Source organism: Campylobacter concisus, from assembly GCF_003048595.2.
GTDB classification, from domain to species: domain Bacteria; phylum Campylobacterota; class Campylobacteria; order Campylobacterales; family Campylobacteraceae; genus Campylobacter_A; species Campylobacter_A concisus_L.
This window is the reverse complement of sequence record NZ_CP049270.1, coordinates 669,983-691,786: the sequence shown is the minus strand read 5'-3', so window position 1 is coordinate 691,786 and position 21,804 is coordinate 669,983. Positions and strand designations below refer to the sequence as shown.

Annotated in this window: 22 protein-coding genes; 14 read left to right on the top strand and 8 right to left on the bottom strand. The window is 36.6% G+C overall.

The annotated features are described in order from the left end of the window. Positions 1-2 precede the first annotated feature (2 nt). The 4 genes from CVT15_RS03485 to yajC are packed head-to-tail and all read right to left on the bottom strand — an operon-like array spanning position 3 to position 3,177. The gene (locus tag CVT15_RS03485) at positions 3-341 is read right to left on the bottom strand and encodes a DUF6394 family protein (RefSeq protein ID WP_103576478.1); all 339 of its coding nucleotides are present in this window, start codon (positions 339-341) and stop codon (positions 3-5) included. Between the two features lie 9 nt (positions 342-350). Further along, positions 351-1,322, bottom strand: a complete 972-nt coding sequence (gene secF, locus CVT15_RS03480) for a protein translocase subunit SecF (RefSeq protein WP_103576477.1) — start codon at positions 1,320-1,322, stop codon at positions 351-353. Between the two features lie 2 nt (positions 1,323-1,324). Next, the gene (secD, locus tag CVT15_RS03475) at positions 1,325-2,905 is read right to left on the bottom strand and encodes a protein translocase subunit SecD (protein WP_087585712.1); all 1,581 of its coding nucleotides are present in this window, start codon (positions 2,903-2,905) and stop codon (positions 1,325-1,327) included. After that, entirely contained in the window at positions 2,905-3,177 is a 273-nt protein-coding gene (yajC, locus tag CVT15_RS03470; RefSeq protein WP_021090619.1) for a preprotein translocase subunit YajC, read from the bottom strand. The genes secD and yajC overlap by 1 nt, the downstream gene beginning before the upstream one ends. Here yajC and CVT15_RS03465 point away from each other — a divergent pair. Next, entirely contained in the window at positions 3,153-4,445 is a 1,293-nt protein-coding gene (locus CVT15_RS03465) for an apolipoprotein N-acyltransferase (RefSeq protein ID WP_180998509.1), read from the top strand. The two genes, yajC and CVT15_RS03465, sit on opposite strands and share 25 nt — an antisense overlap. A 42-nt stretch (positions 4,446-4,487) precedes the next feature. Here CVT15_RS03465 and metK read toward each other — a convergent pair whose 3' ends face one another. Continuing rightward, positions 4,488-5,693 carry a methionine adenosyltransferase gene (gene metK / locus CVT15_RS03460; RefSeq protein ID WP_103576475.1) on the bottom strand — a complete coding sequence of 402 codons (1,206 nt, stop codon included), beginning with the start codon at positions 5,691-5,693 and terminating at the stop codon, positions 4,488-4,490. 143 nt (positions 5,694-5,836) lie between these two features. Here metK and sstT point away from each other — a divergent pair, with 143 nt between their 5' ends. The 13 genes from sstT (at position 5,837) to CVT15_RS03395 (ending at position 17,573) form a co-directional block, all read left to right on the top strand. Next, the gene (gene sstT, locus CVT15_RS03455; RefSeq protein ID WP_107898000.1) at positions 5,837-7,198 is read left to right on the top strand and encodes a serine/threonine transporter SstT; all 1,362 of its coding nucleotides are present in this window, start codon (positions 5,837-5,839) and stop codon (positions 7,196-7,198) included. An 87-nt stretch (positions 7,199-7,285) separates the two neighbouring features. Next, complete coding sequence (locus tag CVT15_RS03450; protein ID WP_103576474.1) at positions 7,286-9,016, top strand: M3 family oligoendopeptidase; 1,731 nt, start codon at positions 7,286-7,288, stop codon at positions 9,014-9,016. Further along, positions 9,010-9,459 (top strand): hypothetical protein, encoded by a 450-nt coding sequence (locus CVT15_RS03445; protein WP_103576473.1) that lies wholly within the window; start codon positions 9,010-9,012, stop codon positions 9,457-9,459. The genes CVT15_RS03450 and CVT15_RS03445 overlap by 7 nt, the downstream gene beginning before the upstream one ends. A 51-nt stretch (positions 9,460-9,510) precedes the next feature. Then, on the top strand, positions 9,511-11,580 hold the full coding sequence (locus CVT15_RS03440) for an ATP-dependent helicase (RefSeq protein ID WP_103576472.1): 2,070 nt from the start codon (positions 9,511-9,513) through the stop codon (positions 11,578-11,580). After that, a complete protein-coding gene (truB, locus tag CVT15_RS03435; protein WP_087585706.1) occupies positions 11,577-12,398 on the top strand; it encodes a tRNA pseudouridine(55) synthase TruB in 822 nt (273 codons plus the stop codon). The genes CVT15_RS03440 and truB overlap by 4 nt, the downstream gene beginning before the upstream one ends. Beyond that, the gene (gene csrA / locus CVT15_RS03430; RefSeq protein ID WP_021090864.1) at positions 12,392-12,622 is read left to right on the top strand and encodes a carbon storage regulator CsrA; all 231 of its coding nucleotides are present in this window, start codon (positions 12,392-12,394) and stop codon (positions 12,620-12,622) included. Before truB ends, csrA begins: the two co-directional genes overlap by 7 nt. Continuing rightward, a complete protein-coding gene (locus CVT15_RS03425; RefSeq protein ID WP_103576471.1) occupies positions 12,619-13,362 on the top strand; it encodes a 4-(cytidine 5'-diphospho)-2-C-methyl-D-erythritol kinase in 744 nt (247 codons plus the stop codon). Before csrA ends, CVT15_RS03425 begins: the two co-directional genes overlap by 4 nt. 14 nt (positions 13,363-13,376) lie before the next feature. Next, entirely contained in the window at positions 13,377-13,829 is a 453-nt protein-coding gene (gene smpB / locus CVT15_RS03420) for an SsrA-binding protein SmpB (RefSeq protein WP_035170093.1), read from the top strand. Positions 13,830-13,837: 8 nt separating this feature from the next. Then, entirely contained in the window at positions 13,838-14,434 is a 597-nt protein-coding gene (locus CVT15_RS03415) for a thioredoxin (protein WP_103576470.1), read from the top strand. Positions 14,435-14,496: 62 nt separating this feature from the next. Further along, positions 14,497-14,931 (top strand): flagellar basal body rod protein FlgB, encoded by a 435-nt coding sequence (flgB, locus tag CVT15_RS03410; protein WP_103576469.1) that lies wholly within the window; start codon positions 14,497-14,499, stop codon positions 14,929-14,931. Positions 14,932-14,939: 8 nt separating this feature from the next. Next, on the top strand, positions 14,940-15,440 hold the full coding sequence (gene flgC / locus CVT15_RS03405) for a flagellar basal body rod protein FlgC (RefSeq protein WP_054196420.1): 501 nt from the start codon (positions 14,940-14,942) through the stop codon (positions 15,438-15,440). Continuing rightward, on the top strand, positions 15,440-15,733 hold the full coding sequence (gene fliE / locus CVT15_RS03400) for a flagellar hook-basal body complex protein FliE (RefSeq protein WP_054196419.1): 294 nt from the start codon (positions 15,440-15,442) through the stop codon (positions 15,731-15,733). Before flgC ends, fliE begins: the two co-directional genes overlap by 1 nt. 7 nt (positions 15,734-15,740) lie before the next feature. Beyond that, entirely contained in the window at positions 15,741-17,573 is a 1,833-nt protein-coding gene (locus CVT15_RS03395) for a peptidoglycan D,D-transpeptidase FtsI family protein (protein ID WP_103576481.1), read from the top strand. 111 nt (positions 17,574-17,684) lie between these two features. Here the strand turns inward: CVT15_RS03395 and CVT15_RS03390 are convergent, their stop codons facing one another. From CVT15_RS03390 to ccsA, 3 genes are read right to left on the bottom strand one after another with little or no spacing between them, the layout of a single operon-like run. Continuing rightward, on the bottom strand, positions 17,685-18,185 hold the full coding sequence (locus tag CVT15_RS03390) for a hypothetical protein (protein ID WP_230853971.1): 501 nt from the start codon (positions 18,183-18,185) through the stop codon (positions 17,685-17,687). A 53-nt stretch (positions 18,186-18,238) separates the two neighbouring features. After that, positions 18,239-18,670 carry a fatty-acid--CoA ligase gene (locus CVT15_RS03385; protein ID WP_103576468.1) on the bottom strand — a complete coding sequence of 144 codons (432 nt, stop codon included), beginning with the start codon at positions 18,668-18,670 and terminating at the stop codon, positions 18,239-18,241. Beyond that, positions 18,671-21,766 (bottom strand): cytochrome c biogenesis protein CcsA, encoded by a 3,096-nt coding sequence (ccsA, locus tag CVT15_RS03380; RefSeq protein WP_103576467.1) that lies wholly within the window; start codon positions 21,764-21,766, stop codon positions 18,671-18,673. Positions 21,767-21,804 lie beyond the last annotated feature (38 nt).

The following is a 21,804-nucleotide window of genomic DNA, read 5'->3' as shown; positions in this document are numbered from 1 at the left end:
TCCTAAAATTCTTCTTGAGCTTTACCTGATTCTATTAAAACCAAGGCTAGTGAAAATATATTTGCGATGACTGCACCGATAGCTAGTGAATAGCTAAGTGTTATATTTTCAGAGACTTGCAAAATAACAAAAGCTGGTATAAGGTGCAAATCAGCAACCAGCGAGCTTGCAAAAAGCTCAGCTGAGAGTAAATTTTTAACACCGATCTTAAGTAACGTTGAAACCAAATTTATACTAGCCGCCACAAAGAGCGCAATCTCATTTTTATCATATAAAAATTCTGCCGTAGTCGTAAGACTCATCAGCGCAAAAAATATGTAGATAACTTTTCCCCAGTTCATTATCCCTCCTTACACAACGCCTTTCTCAAACATAGCACGCTCTTTTTCGCGCTCTTTTTTTATCTTTTGTTTTTCAGCCTCTCTGCTTCTAAAATGCTCGATGCTAAATTTAAACCAGATAAGAAATGGCGAAGAGATGTAGATCGAGCTGATCGTTCCTATGACAATACCAACGATAAGAATAAATGAAAATCCATGTATCATATCTCCACCAAATAAAAATAACACAAGAACTGTCATCATCGTAGTGGCTGAAGTTAAGATAGTTCTTGAAAGCGTAGCAGAAACTGACTCGTTTATAACACCTTCAATATCAGTTCGCTTGCTCTCTTTGATACCTTCTCTTATCCTATCAAAGATAATAATCGTATCATTTAGAGAGTAGCCAAGCACCGTTAAAACAGCCGCTAGCGTGTCCAAATTTACATCAATATTAAATAGCGAAATAGCACCTACAGTTATAACTATATCGTGAATTTCAGTTGCGATCGCAGCTAGCGCAAAACGCCATTCAAATCTAAATGTGATATAAAGAAGCACGCCAATTAGTGAAATTCCAAGAGCCATCAAACCCTTTTGCCTAAGCTCGTCACCAACCTTTGGACCAACGATATCAACACGTCTTACTTCAAAATTTCCAGTATCTTTTAAAAATTGTTTTATCTCAGTGCCGATGTCACCAGTTAAATTTGAGCTTGAACCTGAAAATCTAATAACCACCTCATCGTCACTCCCAAACTCAGTAACTGAAGCATTTTTTAACACTTCATTTGTGCCAAAAGCATCACGAATTTTATCAAGTGGCGCTTTGGTGTCGTATTTTAGCTGAATAAGCGTACCGCCAGAGAAATCAATGCCGTAGTTTAACCCCTTTGTAGTAAGTAAAACAATAGAGCCAACAAATAAAAATATAGAAAATGCTAGTGAAGCAAATCTAAACCGCATAAAATCATAAACTTTTGCCTTAGTAAAAATTTGCATCCCTAGCTCCTTTTATAACCAAACCAAAGTCTGGTATTTCCGCTTTTTTCTATCTTGTCCATGACTGCATCAAACATGCCATGTGTGCCTAAAATGGCTGTTAGCATCGAAGCCATGATACCTATGGCCATTGTCACAGCAAAGCCTTTAACTGGGCCAGTACCATAAGCATAAAGCACAGCAACTGTAATGATAGTAGTTAAGTTTGAGTCAATGATCGCACTCATGGCGTGCTCATAGCCCTTTTGGACAGCTGTCCTTATCGCAACACCTTCACGTAAAAGCTCACGTATACGCTCGTTTATGATGACGTTTGCATCAACTGCCATACCAATCGTTAGCACGATACCAGCCATACCTGGCAAGGTAAGCGTAGCTCCAAAAAGTGCCATGACAGCAACTAATATAACGACATCCGCAACTAGCGCGATATTTGCAAAAATTCCAGAAATTCCATAATAAACTAGCATAAATAGCACAACCAAGATAGATCCAGCAGCAAGAGCAACCATGCTTTGATTGATGCTCTCTTGGCCTAAAGATGGACCAACGCTTCTTTTTTCTAGCATCTTCACAGGTGCTAAAAGTGCGCCACTTCTAAGTGCGATCGCTACATCGTGAGCCTCATCAAGAGTAAAACCGCCGCTGATCTGACCACTTCCGCCACCTATTCTTTCATTTATAACAGGAGCTGAATAAACCTTGCCATCAAGTACAATAGCAAGCCTTTTGCCGACATTTGCGCCAGTAAAATCACCAAAAATTCTAGCGCCTTCTGAGTTAAGAGTGAAATTTATAATAGGCAAGTTATTTTGCTGAGAAAATGCGACTTTTGCATCAGTTAGCATCGAGCCGTCAAGCACTGGGATATTTTTAACGACGTATTTCACGCGGTCATTTTTAGCATCTTTAAAGATCACATCGCCGTAGCTTTCAGCTTCAGCCTCGCTCATTGCATTAGCCTGATCTTGTCTTTTATCATCAACTGCCATAAGCTGCAAGTGAGCAGCCTTTGCGATGAGATCTCTTGCTCTTTGTTCATCCTCTTCAGTTTTTATACCAGGAAGCTCAACTAGGATATTATCTTTGCCCTGTCTGGCAACAGTTGGCTCAGCTAGACCAAACTGATCAAGTCTGTTTCTGATGGTTTCAACAGCTTGCGAGATCGCATATTCGATCGTATCCGTTCTTTCTTGCTCGGTTAAAGATATGCTGTAATTTAAACCATCTTTTTTAATATTAAGCCCCTTTATCTCGGCTAGTGCTTTATCTACTTTTGGAGCCTCGTCGCCATCAAGGAGAGTAAAGTCAATGTTCTCTTCTTTAATCTTAAATTTATCAATTAACACATCTTCTTTTTTAGCATAATAATTTATACTTCCGGCTATTGATTTTATTTTTGAGTGAATAGCTTCGCTCGTTTCAACACCAAGCAGCATATGAAGGCCGCCTTGAAGATCAAGGCCAAGTGAAATTTTAGCCCCATTTTGAGTCTGAAAAAAAGATGGCACCGAAAAGCCAAAACCAAAAATCAAGGCTAATATTAAGATAATTAGCCTATACGTGACTCTTGCGTTACGCATTATTTATCTTCAATCTTTTTAGCTACAAACTCGCGTGCTATGCGAACGATTACATCATCGTTAAGTTTAACTTTGATAAAATCATTTTCGGCTTTAATCACTTCGCAGATAAGTCCGCCATTAGTTATTATCTTATCACCTTTATCAAGAGCAGCGAGCATTGCTGCATGGGCCTTTTGTTGTTTTTGTTGAGGTCTAATAACCAAAAAGTAAAATATGGCGAAAAGCACAACAAGAGGTAGTAATGATGTTAAAAAATCAGCGTTTTGCATGGATTTCCTTATTTGTAAGATTTTTAAATGGGCATTTTAGCACTAAAATTATAATAAAAGCCTTTGTCGGTGCTTTTTTGCTTTCCAACTTTATTTTTTTAAGTTTCTTCGAGAATTTGCTATTAAATTTCATCTCACCGTTTCTAACTTTGACTGGAATTGGCATCATCATAAATTTAAGCAGGGCTGGATTTTTTGCAGCTGGATTTTTCACTGGAATTTTATGGTTTTATTGGATCAGCTTTAGTTTTATCTACTACGATCTGATCTGGCTTATACCTTTTGTCATTCTCTTTGTAGCCCTTGTTTATGGGTTTATGTTCTGGGTGGCCTCTTTCCCAAGCTTTATATCGCTTAGGGCTGTTTTGCTATTTTTAGTAAGCTACGTTCATCCATTTGGCTTTAACTGGTTTAATCTTGAAGCAACGCTTGTTTTGGGGGCTTTTGAGCCAAGCACAAGAGGGCTGATATTTATATTTTTAGCAGCTATTTTTTTAAGCCTAAAGGGTAAAATTTTGAAATTTATCCTAGCTTTTATCTGCATAATCGCCGCTTTGCAGTTTAAAAGTAGCGAGGCAAAAACTTTGCCATTTGACGTGGAGCTAATAAATACTGACATCGCTCAAAGGGTGCGCTGGGATAAAAGCTTACGCATGAAATTTACAAATGACAATTTAGACTTAATAAATAACGCTATAGCCGAGCAAAAACGCCTTATCGTACTACCAGAGAGCGCATTTCCACTATTTATGACAAATGAGCCTCTGCTTGTTGATGAGCTAAAAGAGCTTTCAAAAAAGATAACCATCGTAGCTGGCGCACTTGCCTATGAAAATAAGCAAATTTATAACTCTGCATTTTTGTTTCAAGATGGCACTCTTAGACGAATGGATAAAAAATTTTTAGTGCCATTTGGTGAAGAAATTCCTTTGCCAAAATTTATGCAAGACGCAGTAAATAAACTATTTTTTGGTGGAGCTAGTGACTTTAAAAAGGCTGAAAATTTTAGTGACTATGAGATAGACGGAGTTAAAATCAGAAATGCTATCTGCTACGAGGCGACAAGAGAAGAGCTTTACAAGGGCGAATTTGATGTGGTTGTAGCTATCACAAATAATGGCTGGTTTGTGCCAAGCAGTGAGCCTGTGCTTCAAAAGTTGCTTATAAAGCACCTTGCCACAAAATACAATAAAGCAGTCTATCACAGCGTAAATGGCTCAAAAAGTGAGATAATAAAGCCAAAAAAAGTGTTTTGGAATGAGTTCTAAAAGAAATTTAAAGTGGCTTTTAAAATAAAGCCACTTTTTTGATTATTTTTTTAGTAAAGCCTTGAAAGTATCGACCGCATCAAGCTTTTCCCAAGGGTATTTTGCATTTCCCACTTGACCTTTTGCAGCTACTTTTGCGTATAAAAACGTATCTTTGCTCGGTTTATCAAGACCAAATTTATTTGTTATCCAGCGAGGAGTTAGTGCGAAATGCTCGCTTACAAAATTTGAAAGCATATCGTCATTTACGCCATTTGCATGAGTTCCCATCGTATCAACGCTAACCGAGGTTGGCTTTGCAACGCCAATAGCGTAGCTTATCTGAACGATACATTTTTTAGCAAGACCAGCTGCGACGATATTTTTGGCTATCCAGCGCGCTGCGTAAAGTCCGCTGCGATCAACCTTCGTGTAGTCCTTGCTTGACTGAGCACCGCCACCTATCGGGCTATATCCGCCAAAGCTATCGACGATTAGTTTTCTGCCTGTTAGGCCGCTATCGTGAAGTGAGCTGTGATTTACATATCTGCCTGTTGGGTTTATATAGATGATCGTTTTTTCTTTATTATATAGCTCTTTTGGAAGGCCAGTTTCATCTATTAAATTTTGTATTAGTGCGCGAAGCTCTTCTATCTTCATGCTCTCCACGCAAGGCACAGAGACGACGATAGTGTGGATGCTTTGAGGTTTGCAGTTTTCAAAGTTATCTTTGCTGCCATAATCAATCGTAACTTGTGTTTTTATATCAACGCCAAGTTTATCAGGGTTTGCTTTGGCAAATTTATAGACTTTTTCACAAAGCATTCTTGCGTAAGTTATAGCTGCTGGCATAAATTCTTTCGCTTCGCAGCTTGCAAAACCAAACATGATGCCTTGATCACCTGCTCCGATCTCACCGTCACTTTGATCGACGCCTTGATTTATATCTGGGCTTTGTTGATTTAAACAAACTTTGACCTCGATATCGTCTGGGTGCAAACACTGCTCTTTTGTAAAGTTGCTCTTACCATCATACCCAATGTGCGCAAGAGCATCTTTTACGATCTTTTCGTAGTCTTTATAAGAGAGTTTCACCTTTGAGTTTATCTCTCCACCTATTACTATGTTTTTTCCAGCCACAAAGACTTCACTTGCAACACGCCCATTTGGATCTTGTGTTAAAATAGTATCCACTATGCTATCAGCGATTATATCAGCACATTTATCTGGATGACCTGGACTTACAACTTCAGAGGTAAATAGATACATTTTCATCCTTTTTTCTTGACTAAATTTTGTGCAATTGTAACAAATCTATTTAAAAGGCTAATTAATCTTTATCAAATTCTTTATATTTAAAAATTGTTTAGCTAAAATCGACAAAAACTAATTTATTAAGGTGTCAAATGAATATGTTTAAAAACATTGCAAGAAGATACGCTGACGGAAATTTGATCGTTCAAATTTTAGTTGGTATCATTCTAGGTGCCCTAGTTGGCTTTTACACACACTACGAAGCTACTCCTTATAGCAAGATCTCAGCTAAAATTCAAACTATTCAAAACGAGAGTGGTTTGAGTGTAGATGAAGTTATAAAAACTCGCCTTAGTCAAGATGAAGCCAAGCAGCTAAACGAAGCCAAAGAAAAAGCTAGTTCAGCCGATTCTATTGCAACTTCAGCTTCGGTTTTAGGAGATTTGTTTAAAGGTGCTCTAAAAGCGATCGCACCTATTCTTGTCTTTGTTTTAGTAGCAACATCTATCATTTTAAGAGATTTTGGTCATACAAAAGGTATGCAAAAGATCATTACACTCTATCTAATTGGTACATTTTTAGCAGCCGTTGTTGCAGTTGTTGCTAGTTTCTTATTTCCAGTGGAGCTTTCTTTAAAAGGTCTTGCAAGTGCTGATATGTCAGCACCTCAAGGGATTACCAATGTTTTAAAAGATCTCATTTATAAAATGGTCGAAAATCCGATAAACGCCCTTGCAAATGGTAACTATATAGGCATCATCACCTGGGCAGTTGGTAGCGGTATAGCACTTAGAAATTCCACAGCTGAGACCAAAAAAGTATTTAAAGACATAAGCGATGGTGTAACTCATATTGTTAAATTTATCATTAGACTAGCTCCATTTGGTATTTTTGGCATGGTAGCTATTAGCATTCATGAAACTGGATTTGAAGTACTTGCAGGATATCTAAAACTGATTTTAGTTCTTGTTGGAGCAATGCTTGTTGTCGCATTTATCATCTATCCAGCCATGGTTTTTGTATTAACTAGAAAAAATCCTTATCCACTTGTAATGATCTGTTTAAAAGAGAGTGCTATTTCGGCATTTTTTACAAGAAGCTCAGCCGCAAATATCCCTGTAAATATGGCACTTTGCAAAAAGCTTGGTTTAAAAGAGGAGCTTTACTCGATCTCGATCCCACTTGGAGCTACCATAAACATGGGCGGTGCAGCAGTTACCATCAGCATCCTAGCGCTTACTGCGGTAAATTCTATCCCATCTATCACAGTTACATTTGGCGATGCGCTACTTCTTTGCTTCATCTCAGCTCTTGGTGCGTGCGGCGCATCTGGTGTGGCTGGCGGCTCACTTCTTCTAGTGCCATTAGCGTGCGGTCTTTTTGGTATCAGTAATGATATCGCTATGCAGTTTGTAACAGTTGGCTTTACGATTGGCGTCATCCAAGACTCAGTTGAAACTGCGCTAAATAGCTCATCAGACGTGCTTTTTACAGCCGTAGCTTCAGAGACTTCAAACTAATCTTCATAAAATTTCAGCTAAATTTTGGCTGAAATTTTACTTTTATCCATTTTTTTGTAAAATGTCCCAAAAATTTAAAGGATAAATATGCAAATTTGGGATCTAAAGGCACTTTTTGCAAACGAAAAAGAGTGCGAGCAAAACGCACTAAATTTACAAAAAGAGTGCGAGAAATTTAAAGATAAATACCTAGAAAATTATGAAAATTTAAAAACAGACGAGTTTTTAAAGGCATTTGGCGAATATGAAAATTTAATCGCTAAAATTTCAAAAGTAATGACTTACGCTTTTTTAAATTTTGCTAAAGATACAAGCAAGGGAGCGTTTTATGCAAAGATCGATGAGATAGCGACAAAAGCAAATGAAAATTTGATATTTTTTGAGATCAAATTTAATGAGCTTAGCCCTGAAAAACAAGAAGAGATCATCAAAAGCTCCAAAAAATATGGCTACTATCTAAGCAATCTTGCCAAAGCAAAACCGCACCAGCTAAGCATAGCTGAAGAAAAGGTCTTGCTACGCACAGCTAGTACCGGAGCTGATGGGTTTTCGAGGCTTTTTGATGAGAGCATGAGCAAGATGAGGTTTAAATTTAAAGGCGAGCTTTTAAGCGAAGAGGAAATTTTAGCTAAGCTTCATGATAATGATCAGAGCATGCGAAAACTAGCTGCCAAAAGCCTTTCAAATGAGCTTAGTAAGCACCAGCACCTGCTAGGCTATATATATAATATGATAAAAACTGATCTAAAAACTAGCTGCGAGCTGCGAAATTTTAAGTTACCAGAAGAGCCAAGACACCTTGAAAATCAAATCACCAAAAAAAGCGTTGACTCGCTCATTGCTGTAACTGAGAAAAATTTTGACCTGGTTGCTAAATTTTACGAGCGCAAAAGAGAAATTTTAGGCCTTAAAAGGCTTTATGATTACGATAGATATGCGCCTCTTAGCAGTGAGGGTGAGTATAAATTTGATGAGTGTAAAAAGATAGTTTTAAAAGCATTTTCAAATTTCTCAAGCAAGTTTGGTGAAATCGCTAAAAGTGCCTTTATTGACGGCTGGATCGACGTTTATCCAGCGCCAAACAAGCGAGGCGGGGCATTTTCTCACTCTGGATCAAGCGACACGCATCCTTATGTTTTGCTAAATCACACAAATCAACGAAGAGACCTTTTTACGCTTGCTCACGAGCTTGGCCATGCCGTGCATCAAAAGCTCTCATATAACGTAAGCTACCTAAACTCAGACACTCCGCTAACCACGGCTGAGACGGCTTCAGTCTTTTGTGAGATGTTAGTTTTTGACCACATAAAAGATGGTCTTAGCAAAAAAGATAAAATTTCACTGCTTGCTGGCAAGATCGAGGATATATTTGCCACACTTTACCGCCAGATAAATTTCACCACATTTGAGCGAGCTGTGCACGCACATGAGGGCGAGATCAGTTTAGATGAGCTAAATAGAATTTGGCTAAGAGAAAGTAAAAAGATGTTTGGTAAAAGCGTCACGCTAAATGACTACTATAAAATTTGGTGGAGCTACATCCCGCACTTCATCCACACGCCGTTTTACTGCTACGCCTACTCTTACGCGCAGCTTCTAGTACTTGCACTTTTTGGACTTTACAAAAGCGGCAAATGCAAAAATTTTGTCGAAATTTACACCGAGTTTTTGAGTCTTGGCGGCAGTCTTAGCCCAAGGGAGCTTGTAGGCAAATTCGGCTTTGACATAGATGATAAAAATTTCTGGCAGATAGGCATAAATGAAGTTAAAAAGTTAGTAGATGAGTTTTTAGAAATTTCAAAAGGAATAAGATGTTAGATGAAATTTTAGATGATGAGAAATTTGCGCTTTTGATGAAAATGCACGTTTATGAGTGCATTGATTTTTTGCTTGAAAAAGGGGTAAATTTCTCAGTTATGGCAAATTTGCCGCTAGTTAGCTTTGAGCCAAGCTTGCCAGATGAGATAAGTAGAAGCTTTAGCATGCCTGTCATTATGTTTTCACTTGGTGGCTATACGCTTGAGAGTGCAAAGTTAACGCAAGATGAGCTTAGTTTTGAGGCTGGCTTTGGTAGTGAAAATTTTGCCTCAGTGGTCTCCTTTCCACTCGGTGCAGTGGTTCAAATTTTGGTTGAAAATAGCCCGATCCTTGTAAATTTTTCTATTCATAAGCCAAAAGAGAAGCAAGCGGACCGCACAAAAAAATCGGCTTCTGTTTTTTTACAAAACCCAAAAAATAAAGATATATTTAAGAAAAAATAGTAGTTTTAAGCATTTTTGGCTAAAATCAAAAGAAAATTTAAAAAGTAAAAAATGGAAAAACTACTATCAAATTTAAACGAAGCCCAATGCGAAGCAGCCACTCATATAGATGGTCCGATGCTCATACTTGCAGGAGCTGGAAGCGGTAAGACAAAGACGATCACTACTAGACTCGCCTACCTCATCGGCGAGGTCGGTATAGACGCAGCAAATACACTAACTCTTACTTTTACAAACAAAGCCGCCAACGAGATGCGAAGTAGAGCCATGGCAATGCTCAGCCAAAGTGGCAAAAACTACTCGCCACTACTTTGTACATTTCATAAATTTGGGCTTTTGTTTTTAAAGCTATATATTGAAAAGCTTGGCAGAAAAAATAATTTCGTAATTATAGACACAGACGACAAAAAACGCATCATCAAAAGCTTTGAAAGTCCGGTTGCAACAGCGATACTTTCAAGTGAAATTTCAAACTACAAAAACTCACTTTTAAGCGTTGAAGAGGTCTATAAAAACGCAAATTTTTCATCATTTGATAAAAACAAAGATAATTTTTACAAGCAAGCAGCTCAAATTTATGAAAAATATGAAGATTATCTCAAAACAAATAATCTTGTTGATTTTGACGATCTACTAGGCCTTACATATAAAATTTTAGATGAAAACGAAGATCTTGCGAGAGAAATTTCAAATCGCTACAAATACATAATGGTCGATGAGTATCAAGATACAAACGACCTTCAGTACAAACTCCTAAAAAAGCTCTGCTTGTGCCACGAAAATATCTGTGTCGTGGGCGACGATGACCAAAGTATCTACGGCTGGCGCGGTGCAAAAATAGATAATATCTTAAATTTTAAAGATCAATTTAAAGATGTAAAGATCATTAGACTTGAGAAAAACTACCGCTCAAGCAATGCAATACTCAAAGCAGCAAACGAGCTAATAGACCACAACCGCAACCGCCTTGGCAAGAAGCTTGTGGGCACAAAAGGCGAAGGCGAGGCTGTAAATTTGATAGAGAGCTTTGATGAGAGCGTCGAGGCTGGTAAGATAGCAAAATGCATAAAAGAGCTTTTAAGCAAAGGCGTGCAAGCAAAAGATATCGCGATCTTATACCGCATAAACGCACTTTCTCGCTCGCTTGAAGATGGACTAAACAAAGAGCAGATCGCCTATAAAATGGTCGGTGGCGTTAAATTTTATGAAAGAGCCGAGATCAAAGATATCATAAGCTACCTAAGGCTGATAAACAATCCAAATGATGACTTTTCAATAAGGCGCATCATCAACCGCCCAAAACGCGGCCTTGGTAAAGTAAGCCTTGATAAGCTTGAAAAAATGGCATTTGATAGCAAAATTTCCATCTTTGAGGCGATCTCAAACATCTCTGATAACGACGAAGCCTTTAGCAAAAAGGTAAAATCAGCTCTTGTTGAGTTTGCAAACAACCTAAAAGAGCTTCAAGAAAGTAGCTCGGTTTTTGACCTCATAGATAAATTTGAAGCTAAATTTGGCGTGAAAAAGTACTATGAGAGCTTGCCAGATGGCGCTGAAAGAGCGGCGAACATCGACGAGTTTTACGCTGTTTTAAAAGATCAGATTAAGCAAAATCCTAGCTTTGATCTGGAGGAGTTTTTAAACGAAATCACGCTAACAAGCGAGCAAGACGGCATTAGCGACGAGGCTATTAGCATTATGAGCGTGCATGCGAGCAAGGGTCTTGAGTTTGAGCACCTTTTTGTGATCGGCCTTGAAGAGGGATTTTTTCCACTCATTGGCGACGGCAGCGATATCGAAGAAGAACGCAGGCTTGCATACGTGGCGATCACAAGGGCCAAAAAAACACTTAGTCTAAGCTTTGCAAACTCGCGCTTTTATAAGGGTCAGCGAACAAGACTAAATAAAAGTAGATTTCTAAGCGAGAGCGGTATCACGCATGGCTCGCTAGTTATCGAACAGAGCAATGAATTTAAAAAAGGCGACCTTGTTAAGCATAAAATTTTTGGTATAGGCAGGGTGAGCGCGGTCAGTAAGATCAAAAAAGAGTTTAAACTAACTATAAATTTTGGTGGTAACGTAAGAGAGATCATGTCAAGCTTCGTGGAAAAAGCTGTATGAACGCCATTTTTGTGGCAAACAAGCCTGCCGGCATGAGCTCAAATCACTTTTTAGGAAAGCTTAAAAGAAAATATGGTGTTAAAAAAGCTGGATTTTCTGGCACACTTGATCCATTTGCAAGCGGTTGTCTAATAGTCGCTTTTGGCTCGTATACAAAATTTTTTAGATTTTTAGATAAAAGTCCAAAAGTCTATGAGGCTACTATATGGCTTGGGGCGAGCAGTCCTAGCATGGATAATGAAAATATCACTGAAATTTCAAATGTAAAAGAGCTAAGTTTAGAAAGACTTGAAGCCATAAGAGGCGAGCTAACAGGCAAGATAAGCTATGTCCCGCCAAAATTTAGCGCCAAACATGTAAATGGCATAAGAGCCTACAAGTTAGCAAGAAGCGGCGAGGAATTTGAGCTAAAGCCAGAGATAATGGAAATTTATGAGAGTGAAATTTTGAATTATTCACACCCTTTTTTGACACTTCGTTTAAGTGTAAGTGAGGGTAGTTACATCCGCTCTTATGCAGAAATTTTTGGAAAAAAGTTTGGTTATAATGTAACTTTAAGCTCATTAAAAAGGATAAGTGAAGGCAAATTTTGCTACGAAAATGAAAAATTTTTGAATATTTGCGATTTTTTAAACATTCAGAAGAATACATACTTTGGGGAAATAAATGATATTCTTGATGGTAAGAAATTAAAAATTAACGATTTTGAAACACAAAAGCAAGGAATTTATTTGCTAAATTATGATAAATTTATGAGCGTAATCCAAATCACGGATGATACTATAAATTACACTCTAAATAAGGTTGAAAAATGTTAATCCTCGCAAGAAAAGAAAATGAAGAAATTTTAATAGGAAATGACATAAAAGTTGTCATAGTAAATATTTCAAAAAATACTGTTAAACTCGGTATCGAAGCGCCACGAAATACAATGATACTAAGAAGCGAACTAGCAAACGATATCAAAAACGAAAATATCCATGCCACAAAAACTGCAAGTGAAGCCGATATTCATGAGCTAGCTAAAAAAATTGAGAAATGAAAAGCTTTGCAAAGATAAATATATTTTTAAAGATAGTTGGCACTAGAGGCAGCTACCACGAAATTTTATCGCGCTTTATCCTCTGTGAGCAGCTTTTTGACGAAATTTATTTTGAAAAGTCAGATTCTTTTGCCATAGAATGCAATAACCACGATATAAAAGATAACATCATCCAAAAAGCGGTAGATGAGCTAAAAAAAGCCGGCTTTTCAAACGAGCTTGATGAGTTTTTTAGCTCTCATAAAATCATCATCAACAAAAATATTCCAATTGGTGCTGGTCTTGGTGGAGGTAGTTCAAACGCTGCCACCTTTTTACTTATGGTAAATGACGAGCTAAATTTAAATATAAAACGCGAAAATTTGATGCAAATAGCGTCTAAAATCGGCGCAGATGTAGCTTTTTTCGTAAGTGGCTACAAGGCAGCAAATGCAAGCGGCATAGGCGAGATCATAGAAGAATTTGATGACGAAGTGCCAAATTTAAATATTTTCACACCAAATGTTTTTTGCTCCACACCGATGGTTTATCAAGAATTTAGAAGCAATTTCTTACAATACATAGACGTTAATGCTGCAAAAAAGATGCAAAATTTAAAGAGCAAAAAGCTACTTGAAATTTATAAAAACGAGGAGCTAAACGATCTTTTTGCGCCATGTTTTAACCTCTATCCACAGATGAATGAGTTTAGAGATAAATTTCTAAGTGGCAGTGGCAGTAGCGTATTTAGCGTAAATTAAAAGGTAAAATTTTGATAAAAGATCTAGCAAAAAACAAGAAAGCTCTGCACGACTTTAGTATACTTGAGACCTTCGAGGCTGGCATTGTATTAAAAGGTAGCGAAGTCAAAGCACTAAGGGCTGGTAGAGCAAATTTAAAAGATAGCTTTGTGCGTGTCATAAAGGGTGAGCTTTTTTTATTAAACGCCCACATTAGCTATCTTGAGACTACACATAGCGCATTTCGTCCAAATGAGCGAGCAGCCAGAAAACTTTTGATGCATAGAAAGCAGATCGATAAAATTTTCGGTCAAGTCTCACAAGATGGACTAGCACTAGTTGTTTTAGCACTTTATTTGAGTGATAAAAACATCGTAAAAGCAAGGCTTGCACTCGCAAAAGGTAAAAATTTACACGACAAGCGCGAGACTCTAAAAAGACGCGAGGCAGACAAAGAGGCAAGAGCTGCCATAAAAAGATATGTTTAAGGGATAAGATGAAGAATTTGCTTGTTTTAATAATCACTTTATTTGCTTTTTTTGGCTGTGGTGACGATGAGAGCAGTAGTGTAAATTTTAAAGAATTTAGTCCAAATGAAGAGGTTAAGCTTGTAGATGTAAGCGGCAAGGAGCTTACTTTAGTTCGAAAAAATCATGGCTTTGCTATCAAAAATGATGAAAATAAAGTTTTAATGATCGATATTTTTGGTACATTTTGCCCACCTTGCCAAAAAGAGGCAGCTGAGCTTACAAAATATCAGCTTGAAAACAAAGATAAATTTACACTAATTGGACTAACTCATTTTGAAAATGTCACAAATGAGTATGTTTTGCACGAATTTATGCAAAAATTTAACGCCTACTACTTCATAACAAACGATCAAAAGATAAATGACAGACTTGCCGAGCAGATCGTAAGAGACATCGAATACAAACACGAGATCGCACTACCTTTTAAGGTCGTGATAAAAAATGGCGAATATCAAATTTTAACAGACGTAGATAGCGGACAATACGGAGTAAAATACTATCTTGGTGGTATAAAAGTCACAAAAATGAAAGAAGATCTGGCAAAAATTTATGAGACAAAATAAATTTGCCCTATATTTGGAACATCGTTTGCTTATAAAAATGTGAAATTTCATAAGGATTTTAAATGTTTGTTTTAGATAAATCAAAATCTAGCCCACTTGTTGAATCAGCTCTTGCAGGCAGAGAACTACGCCAAAAACTAATCTCTGGCAATCTTGCAAATGTTGATACACCATTTTATAAAGCTAGAGATATAAGATTTGAAGATGTCTTAAAAGAAAAAGCAAATGAAATTTATAACACTTCAAGCCAAAAAAGGCTACAGCTTGCTAAGACAAACGAAGCGCATATGGCTGTGGTTGATTTTCCAAAAAGCGACACAGCTCAAATTTTCTTGCGTGATGGTCACATGGCTAGAAATGACGCAAACACAGTTGATCTTGATGTTGAGACAACAGAAATGGGCAAAAATACAGTTATGATAAACGCTCTTGATAACGCCTACAAGGCTCAGGGCAATATCTTTAAAAGCGTAATAGACGCAAGTGCTAAGAACTAGGAGAGATGATGTCATACTTAAATGATTTTGATATTAGCGGATACGGACTAAGCGCACAACGCTTCAGGATGAACGTCATCAGCTCAAACATAGCAAATGCTCAAACCACAAGAACAGCTGAAGGTGGCCCTTATAGAAGGCAAGAGGTCATCTTTAAGGAGATGAACTTTGATAAAATTTTAAACGATCAGCTTAAAAGCTCACAAAGTCTACTCGAGTATGAAAATCCACTCGACGACCCAAGCTCACCAAGAAACGCTCACCCTGCTCTAACTAGCGTGATCGTAGATAAAGTGGTGCGTGACGATAAGGACTTTCAGCTAAAATATGACCCGAGCCATCCAGACGCAAATGCAAATGGCTACGTCGCATTTCCAAATATAAATCCGGTTATTGAGATGTCTGACCTACTTGAAGCAACAAGAGCATATCAAGCAAACGTGGCAGCCTTTCAAAACGCAAAAACAATAGCACAAAGTGCAATATCACTTATTTCAGGACAAGCATAATGATAAATAGTATAAATTTAGACAAAATAAATAAAAATGAAAATTCAAATAAAATAGCAAAAGCAGGCGAACAAGGTGGCTTCGAAAATGCTTTAAACGACTCTTTAAAAGAGCTAAATAAAGTCCAAATAAACGCTGATAAAGCCATAGCTGATCTTGCAACTGGCGAGGTAAAAGATCTTCACCAAGCTGCTATTGCGATAGGTAAAGCAGAGACTAGCATGAAGCTTATGCTAGAAATTCGCAACAAAGCACTAAGTGCTTATAAAGAAATTTCTAGAACACAAATTTAAGTCATTAATGAATTCCAGAAAATCAAAAATAACCATACTTTTTTTATTAATTACTTTTGGAATTTCAATATTTGTGCTTGTCATATTTTATAGAGCAAGTATCGAGCGAAAGCTTCCTAGACTTCAAACAAGCGATATAAACACAGCAATTCGTGGTAATATAATCACAAAAGATGGCTTTAGCATCTCTTCAAGTCAAAAACTCTACAAAGTAATGCTTGACACTAGAAATATTGATCCTAATAAAAAAGAGATGTTTATCAAGCTATATTCGCTTTACAGCGGCGACGATCCAAACAAAGTAAGAAAGATCATAAATGGTACAAAAGGTATCGTTACACTCTCATATAGTATTGATGCAAAGGGTGCTACCTACCTTCAAGAGCTCTCAAGAAAGCTAAATCGCAAGAGTATTTTGGTTTCATATCTTGACCCAAAAACAGGCCTTGCTTCATTTCAGGGTATGAGAGTAATGGAGAGCGGACAAAATCGTAAATTTATGTCAAAAGATGCTCTCACACCAGCTATTGGCTACGTGAGCAAAACCGAAAGTGACACACTTACAAAAAGCAAAGGCGTAAAAGGTCTTGAGAGATATTATGAAGATTATTTAGCTCCTATACAAAATGCAAAAATTTTAGGGCCTCGTGATATTGGAAACAATATCATTTTAACAAGTGACTCGAATTTAGCAACAAGAGTAGATGGCTACAATGCGGTGCTTTCTATACCATTAAAATTTCAAACCAAACTAGAGCAAATTTTAGATGAAAAGCGTGAATTTCTAGATGCAAAAGAGCTAGTCATCTGTATAATGAATAGCAAAAATGGAGAAATTTTAGCTCTAGCCTCTAGCTCAAGATATGATCCTTCAAACATAAGAAAGCAAGATTATAGCGCTCTAAATTCGACCGTTAGTGAATATGCTTATGAAGTTGGCTCAGTTTTTAAGCCATTTATATTTTCCATCTTACTTCAGGAGAAGAAAGTAAATCCATTTGAGCTTGTAAATACCTATAGTGGCCGATATCAACTTGGTAAAAGGATAATTAAAGATACCCATCCAGAGCCTTTTATGAGTGCTGAAGATATAATCGTACATAGCTCAAACATCGGTATGATTCAACTTGTTGAACGTTTAAATGGTCCACAAATTTATCAAGGACTTTTAAATTTTGGCTTTTCAAGAAAGACTGGCATAGATCTACCTTACGAGCAAGTAGGTATGATGCCAACAGTTACAAAGCTAAACTCATCGACATATAAGGCAACTGTGAGCTATGGATACGGATTGCAAGCTACATTTATGCAGCTTTTAAAAGCCTATAATACATTTAATAATAAAGGCATTGAAGTTACTCCTCACATGGTTGCATACTTAGAGAGAAATGGAAAAAGATACGATTTGCCAAAGTCCGAGCCAGCTCAAGTTGTATCACAAGAGACCGCAAAGATAATGAAGAGAATTTTAATAAAAACGGTTGAGAAAGGTACTGGACTAAAAGCCTTTACGCCAGGACTTGAGATAGGTGGCAAGACTGGAACTGCACACATTGCCTCAGGTAGTGGTGGATACAGCAATACCTACAATGGCTCATTTTTTGGCTTTGTAAATGACACAAGAGGCAATAGCTACACAATAGGCGTTTTAGCAAGGGATCCTAAAAGACCTTACTACTACTTTGGTGCTCAAAGTGCCTTGCCTATGTTTAAAAAAGCAGTTGATCTGATGGTTGAGGATGGATATTTATTTCCTGATGCAAATGTAATAGCTGAGTTTGAAGCCAAAAAAGATAAACTTAAAAACGACAAGACAAAACAAAAACCTGCTTTGGACTAAAATTTTAAAAACAAAAAAGACCTAAAAACTAAGCAAAAACTAAATGTAAAATTTCTCTTGCTTTTTGGCATTTTCTCTAATTGCAAAACCTTTAATGCCCTTAAAATACTTTTAGTTTCTAATAGCAATTAAATTATAAATAGAAAATCTAAACTGATCGAAAAGATTTAAGTCTTTAATATTTTTAGAGGTTATCTCTTTGTCATCTTTGTAGTTTTTTCCGCCTAAAAAGAGCAGATAAATAAGCGGGGTAACATAATTAAATCTTAAAAAAAGCGCTACAATGCAATGAAAAAAGCCGTAGTTATATTTGATGCAAACATAAAAACCATAAATTATATAAGCTATCATTAGAATCAAAAAAGCATAGAATATAAAGCCTAAACCAGCATAATCTGAAATATTTAAAAAGCTACAAACTAAAATAAAAGTACCTACCAAAGCAGGCAATATAATAATTGGAAAAATTAGATGAAGTCCAATTAGATCAAATTTACTCGTATAAACCTTTATATTATATCTACCTGCAGGGATTATCGAAAATATAGGCAATACGATTGAAAATAAAATAAGAAATATCACGTACATAGAATCAAAATCATAAGAACTCATTTTTATACCAAATTTAATTTTAAGATATTTTAACTACACTTTTTTGAATAAATTTATCTACGATTTTTACGATTTTCTATGCCAATTTTCTCACTCTCTTCTATTTCAACAATGTAGCTTGGATTTTTCTTTTTAGCCTCTTTGTCTAAAAAACTAATGAGCTTTGCATCAGAATTTTTATGAGAGCAGATTAAAATTATGAAATTTATATAGTTATTTGCTTCTTTTGGCATGATTTGGTTATTTTTGGCTGGTATACTAAAATTTCCTACAAAGATTTGAATAAGTTCGAAAAGCTCGTTTTTACTTAGGCTATTATCACCAGCAAGCTTTTCAAGCTTTTCAATCGTTATCTCTTCTTTTTCTAATGCAAGGTCCTTTATTTCGGCGCTATAATCTCTATTTCTTAAAAGTAAATAGATTAACGCACAAATTGCGATTAAAAGCAATACAATAAAGAAAACTATTAGGCCTTTTATTAGCATCTAAAGCCTTGAGCAAAGTGATCGCTTTGTAAATGCTAAAACACTCATAAGCACCATTATCATGATACTAATCCAGACAAAATCAGGCACTGGTAATGGATCGCCAGCTGCATACGAGTGCATGCCAGCTAAATAAAAATTTACACCAAAATAAGTCATAATAATCGACCAATAGGCAAAGAACGAAGCCACTGCAAATGCATACTGGTTGTTTAGTTTTGGGATAAATCTTATATGAAGAACTGCGGCATAAACAAGTATCGAAACTAGCGCCCAAGTCTCCTTACTATCCCAGCCCCAATATCTACCCCAACTCTCGTTCGCCCAAACACCGCCCAGGAAATTTCCAAGAGTAAGCAAGCTAAGTCCTAGTATCATAGCCATCTCATTTATACGGGTAGCTTCGAGGATATTGCGAGAAATTTCTGGATTTGGCTTTTTCTTATTTTGTAAAATGATAAGCAATAGTGTAAAGCCACCAAGTAACGCGCAAAGCCCTAAAAATCCATAACTTGCAGTAATGACAGAAACGTGTATTGTTAGCCAGTAGCTTTGAAGCACTGGCACAAGTGTAGTGATCTGTGGATCCATCCAGCTAAGGTGCGCAACAAATAATGTAACACCAGCCAATATAGACGTAAGAGCAAGAGCGATAGGGCTACGTTTTGCAAAGACGATACCAGAAAATCCTAGAGCCCAAGCGATATAGACCATCGATTCATAAGCGTTACTCCAAGGCGCATGCTCAGCAATGTACCAACGAAGCCCAAGTCCGACAGTATGAGCAAGAAAAGCTAGTAAATTTATAATGTATACAACTCTTACAATGCCATTTATCTGAACTTTTGGAGCTAGCATTTTGACAAAAACAAAAAATAAAAGCGCAAGGCCAGCCAAAAGATAAACCGGTGTCAATCGCTCAAAAATTTGAATTTTATTAAACAAAATTTCTATATTTATCTTTTCTTCACTTGGCATTACAGCAGAGCCGTACTTTTGCTGATAGGCTGAAATTTTATCAAGTGCAGCATCAGCCTTGTTCCAATCACTATCTTTTGTTGCTGCATCAACTGCTGCAAAATACTCTCTCATCATATTAATGACTAGATCGGCCTCCTTAGGCGGAAAGTACATCATTGCACTAGCAGGCGAATACCAAGAGTTTGATGGGTCATCTTGTTTTGGAAAAATTTTAAAAATTTCACCAATAAATATCATATAAAAAACATTCAATCTCTCGTCGATCTTTATCACATCTTTATCAAATGTATTGCGTGATCCAGGGTGCTTACGATTAGCAATTTCGGCAAATTTTGTGAGTTTATATTCACTTCCGCCATCTTTTGTGGCTCTAAAAAAGTCATTAAAACTTGCATACTTTGCATTTTCATCTATGCCAAGCTCTTTTTTTAGCTCTTTACTTTGCCCAAGTGAGATAATTTTTTCACTTCGCCAAAAATCAGGTGTTACCATTATTGAAAGCATTGCTTGATTTGAGTTTAGGCTATTTATGTTCTCACTTCTATGTATTTTATTTAAAATTTCTTTGCTAAGAGTATCAAATGGCTTCATTCTACCATCTGAGCTTTGCACAATAAGTCTAGAAAGCTTTTGTGTGTGCTCTTTGCTGATATTAGGCAAAAAGTCTTCAGCCTTTAATGAGCTAGAATTTAAACTTAAAAGCATAATGGCAATGATAGCAATAACCTTTTTACCGCCTTTTGTTGATTCATTATCGATTAACTTAGCTAGCTTTCTAAAACGACTACCAGGATTTACAACATTTAACACAAAGCCAAGCCCAAGTAAAAAGTACCCGATATAAGTTGGTATCTTACCTGGATCTTTATTGACAGAGAGAATCGTTCCTTTTTCATCTGTATCGTATGAACTTTGAAAAAATCTATAACCATCATAGTCAAGCACATGATTCATATAAATTTTATAGTCAAGCCCCGACATATTTGTATCATCTTTTACAATAACTTCACTTGAATAGCTCATAGGCGAATTTGAACCAGGATATCTTTTAAGTTCAAAGTCTTTTAAGTATAAGCTAAACGGAAGTTTAACTTGCTGTGCGCCCCATGAAGCGTTAAATTTTTGTCCAGCCACAGCCAAGCGTGAAGGCTCTGTTAGGTTATAAAAAATATGCATCTCTTTACTCTCGCCTTTATAATTTAATTCAGCTATCAAGGCGTTAAATTCGCTATCTTTTGTACTAACTAGCTTCCTTGAGGCATAAGCAGAAACTAATCTTGGAGCAAAATTTATATTTGAAATAGTATAAAGACTGCCTATGCCAAAATCATTTACACTACCAGCTTTTAACTCAGTTTTTGAGCTATCACTCATTGTAAATTTTGAAAGATCGGTATTTGAAGTAACTGTGAAATTTCCGTCCACTAATTTAAAAAGTACATATTTTTTACTCTCGTCTGGCTTAGCATTAAAGATAAAACTAATATCTGCAACTCTTGCTTCCTCTTCTTCTAACAAGAAGATTTCTTCACTTTCACTCTCGTTTGAAACCACAAATTCCACTACTGGTTGCCCGTTTTTATCATCCACAAACTTATAACTTGCATTTGGCACAAATTCTTTAAATTTTAAATTAGCTTCATTATCTGCTATTTTTAGCTTTAGATCAAAACCTTTTTTTGCATCAGAAAGTCCTAGTGGCAAAGCAGCGTTTATCTCTTCTCCATTATCGTTTAATGCGGTTAAATTTAAATAGGATATTTTTGTCGTAACGATATTTGACTGAGTTTTTTCTCTTATATGCATATCAGCCTCAAAGCCAAGATATCTTGTTATTCCAGCACCGATTAAGATAACGATAAAACCAAGGTGAAAGGTAAGCGAAGGGAGTTTTTTGGGATCTATTAAGTTATATCTAAAGATATTATAGGTCAAATTTATACCAAGAAGTAGTTGAATGAGCGCAAACCAGCTGGCACCATAAACATAGTACCATGCAGCTTCTGTGCTAGTTTTACTTTCTATTATCGTAGCGGCTCCACTAGCTATGGCAAAGATTATCATCAAAACGATAGCTGAGCCCATACTTAAAAATAATGATTTTGGATTTAACATCTGTTTCCTTTTGTTTATAATATGACAAAGCTACCAAA

Excerpts from the sequence above, each read along its gene's own strand:
- CVT15_RS03485 (WP_103576478.1), bottom strand. The coding sequence starts at position 341 with ATGAACTGGGGAAAAGTTATCTACATATTTTTTGCGCTGATGAGTCTT.
- secF (WP_103576477.1), bottom strand. The coding sequence starts at position 1,322 with ATGCAAATTTTTACTAAGGCAAAAGTTTATGATTTTATGCGGTTTAGA.
- secD (WP_087585712.1), bottom strand. The coding sequence starts at position 2,905 with ATGCGTAACGCAAGAGTCACGTATAGGCTAATTATCTTAATATTAGCC.
- CVT15_RS03465 (WP_180998509.1), top strand. The coding sequence starts at position 3,153 with ATGTTAAAAAATCAGCGTTTTGCATGGATTTCCTTATTTGTAAGATTT.
- yajC (WP_021090619.1), bottom strand. The coding sequence starts at position 3,177 with ATGCAAAACGCTGATTTTTTAACATCATTACTACCTCTTGTTGTGCTT.
- metK (WP_103576475.1), bottom strand. The coding sequence starts at position 5,693 with ATGTATCTATTTACCTCTGAAGTTGTAAGTCCAGGTCATCCAGATAAA.
- sstT (WP_107898000.1), top strand. The coding sequence starts at position 5,837 with ATGTTTAAAAACATTGCAAGAAGATACGCTGACGGAAATTTGATCGTT.
- CVT15_RS03450 (WP_103576474.1), top strand. The coding sequence starts at position 7,286 with ATGCAAATTTGGGATCTAAAGGCACTTTTTGCAAACGAAAAAGAGTGC.
- CVT15_RS03445 (WP_103576473.1), top strand. The coding sequence starts at position 9,010 with ATGTTAGATGAAATTTTAGATGATGAGAAATTTGCGCTTTTGATGAAA.
- CVT15_RS03440 (WP_103576472.1), top strand. The coding sequence starts at position 9,511 with ATGGAAAAACTACTATCAAATTTAAACGAAGCCCAATGCGAAGCAGCC.
- truB (WP_087585706.1), top strand. The coding sequence starts at position 11,577 with ATGAACGCCATTTTTGTGGCAAACAAGCCTGCCGGCATGAGCTCAAAT.
- csrA (WP_021090864.1), top strand. The coding sequence starts at position 12,392 with ATGTTAATCCTCGCAAGAAAAGAAAATGAAGAAATTTTAATAGGAAAT.
- CVT15_RS03425 (WP_103576471.1), top strand. The coding sequence starts at position 12,619 with ATGAAAAGCTTTGCAAAGATAAATATATTTTTAAAGATAGTTGGCACT.
- CVT15_RS03415 (WP_103576470.1), top strand. The coding sequence starts at position 13,838 with ATGAAGAATTTGCTTGTTTTAATAATCACTTTATTTGCTTTTTTTGGC.
- flgB (WP_103576469.1), top strand. The coding sequence starts at position 14,497 with ATGTTTGTTTTAGATAAATCAAAATCTAGCCCACTTGTTGAATCAGCT.
- flgC (WP_054196420.1), top strand. The coding sequence starts at position 14,940 with ATGTCATACTTAAATGATTTTGATATTAGCGGATACGGACTAAGCGCA.
- fliE (WP_054196419.1), top strand. The coding sequence starts at position 15,440 with ATGATAAATAGTATAAATTTAGACAAAATAAATAAAAATGAAAATTCA.
- CVT15_RS03395 (WP_103576481.1), top strand. The coding sequence starts at position 15,741 with ATGAATTCCAGAAAATCAAAAATAACCATACTTTTTTTATTAATTACT.
- CVT15_RS03390 (WP_230853971.1), bottom strand. The coding sequence starts at position 18,185 with ATGAGTTCTTATGATTTTGATTCTATGTACGTGATATTTCTTATTTTA.
- CVT15_RS03385 (WP_103576468.1), bottom strand. The coding sequence starts at position 18,670 with ATGCTAATAAAAGGCCTAATAGTTTTCTTTATTGTATTGCTTTTAATC.
- ccsA (WP_103576467.1), bottom strand. The coding sequence starts at position 21,766 with ATGTTAAATCCAAAATCATTATTTTTAAGTATGGGCTCAGCTATCGTT.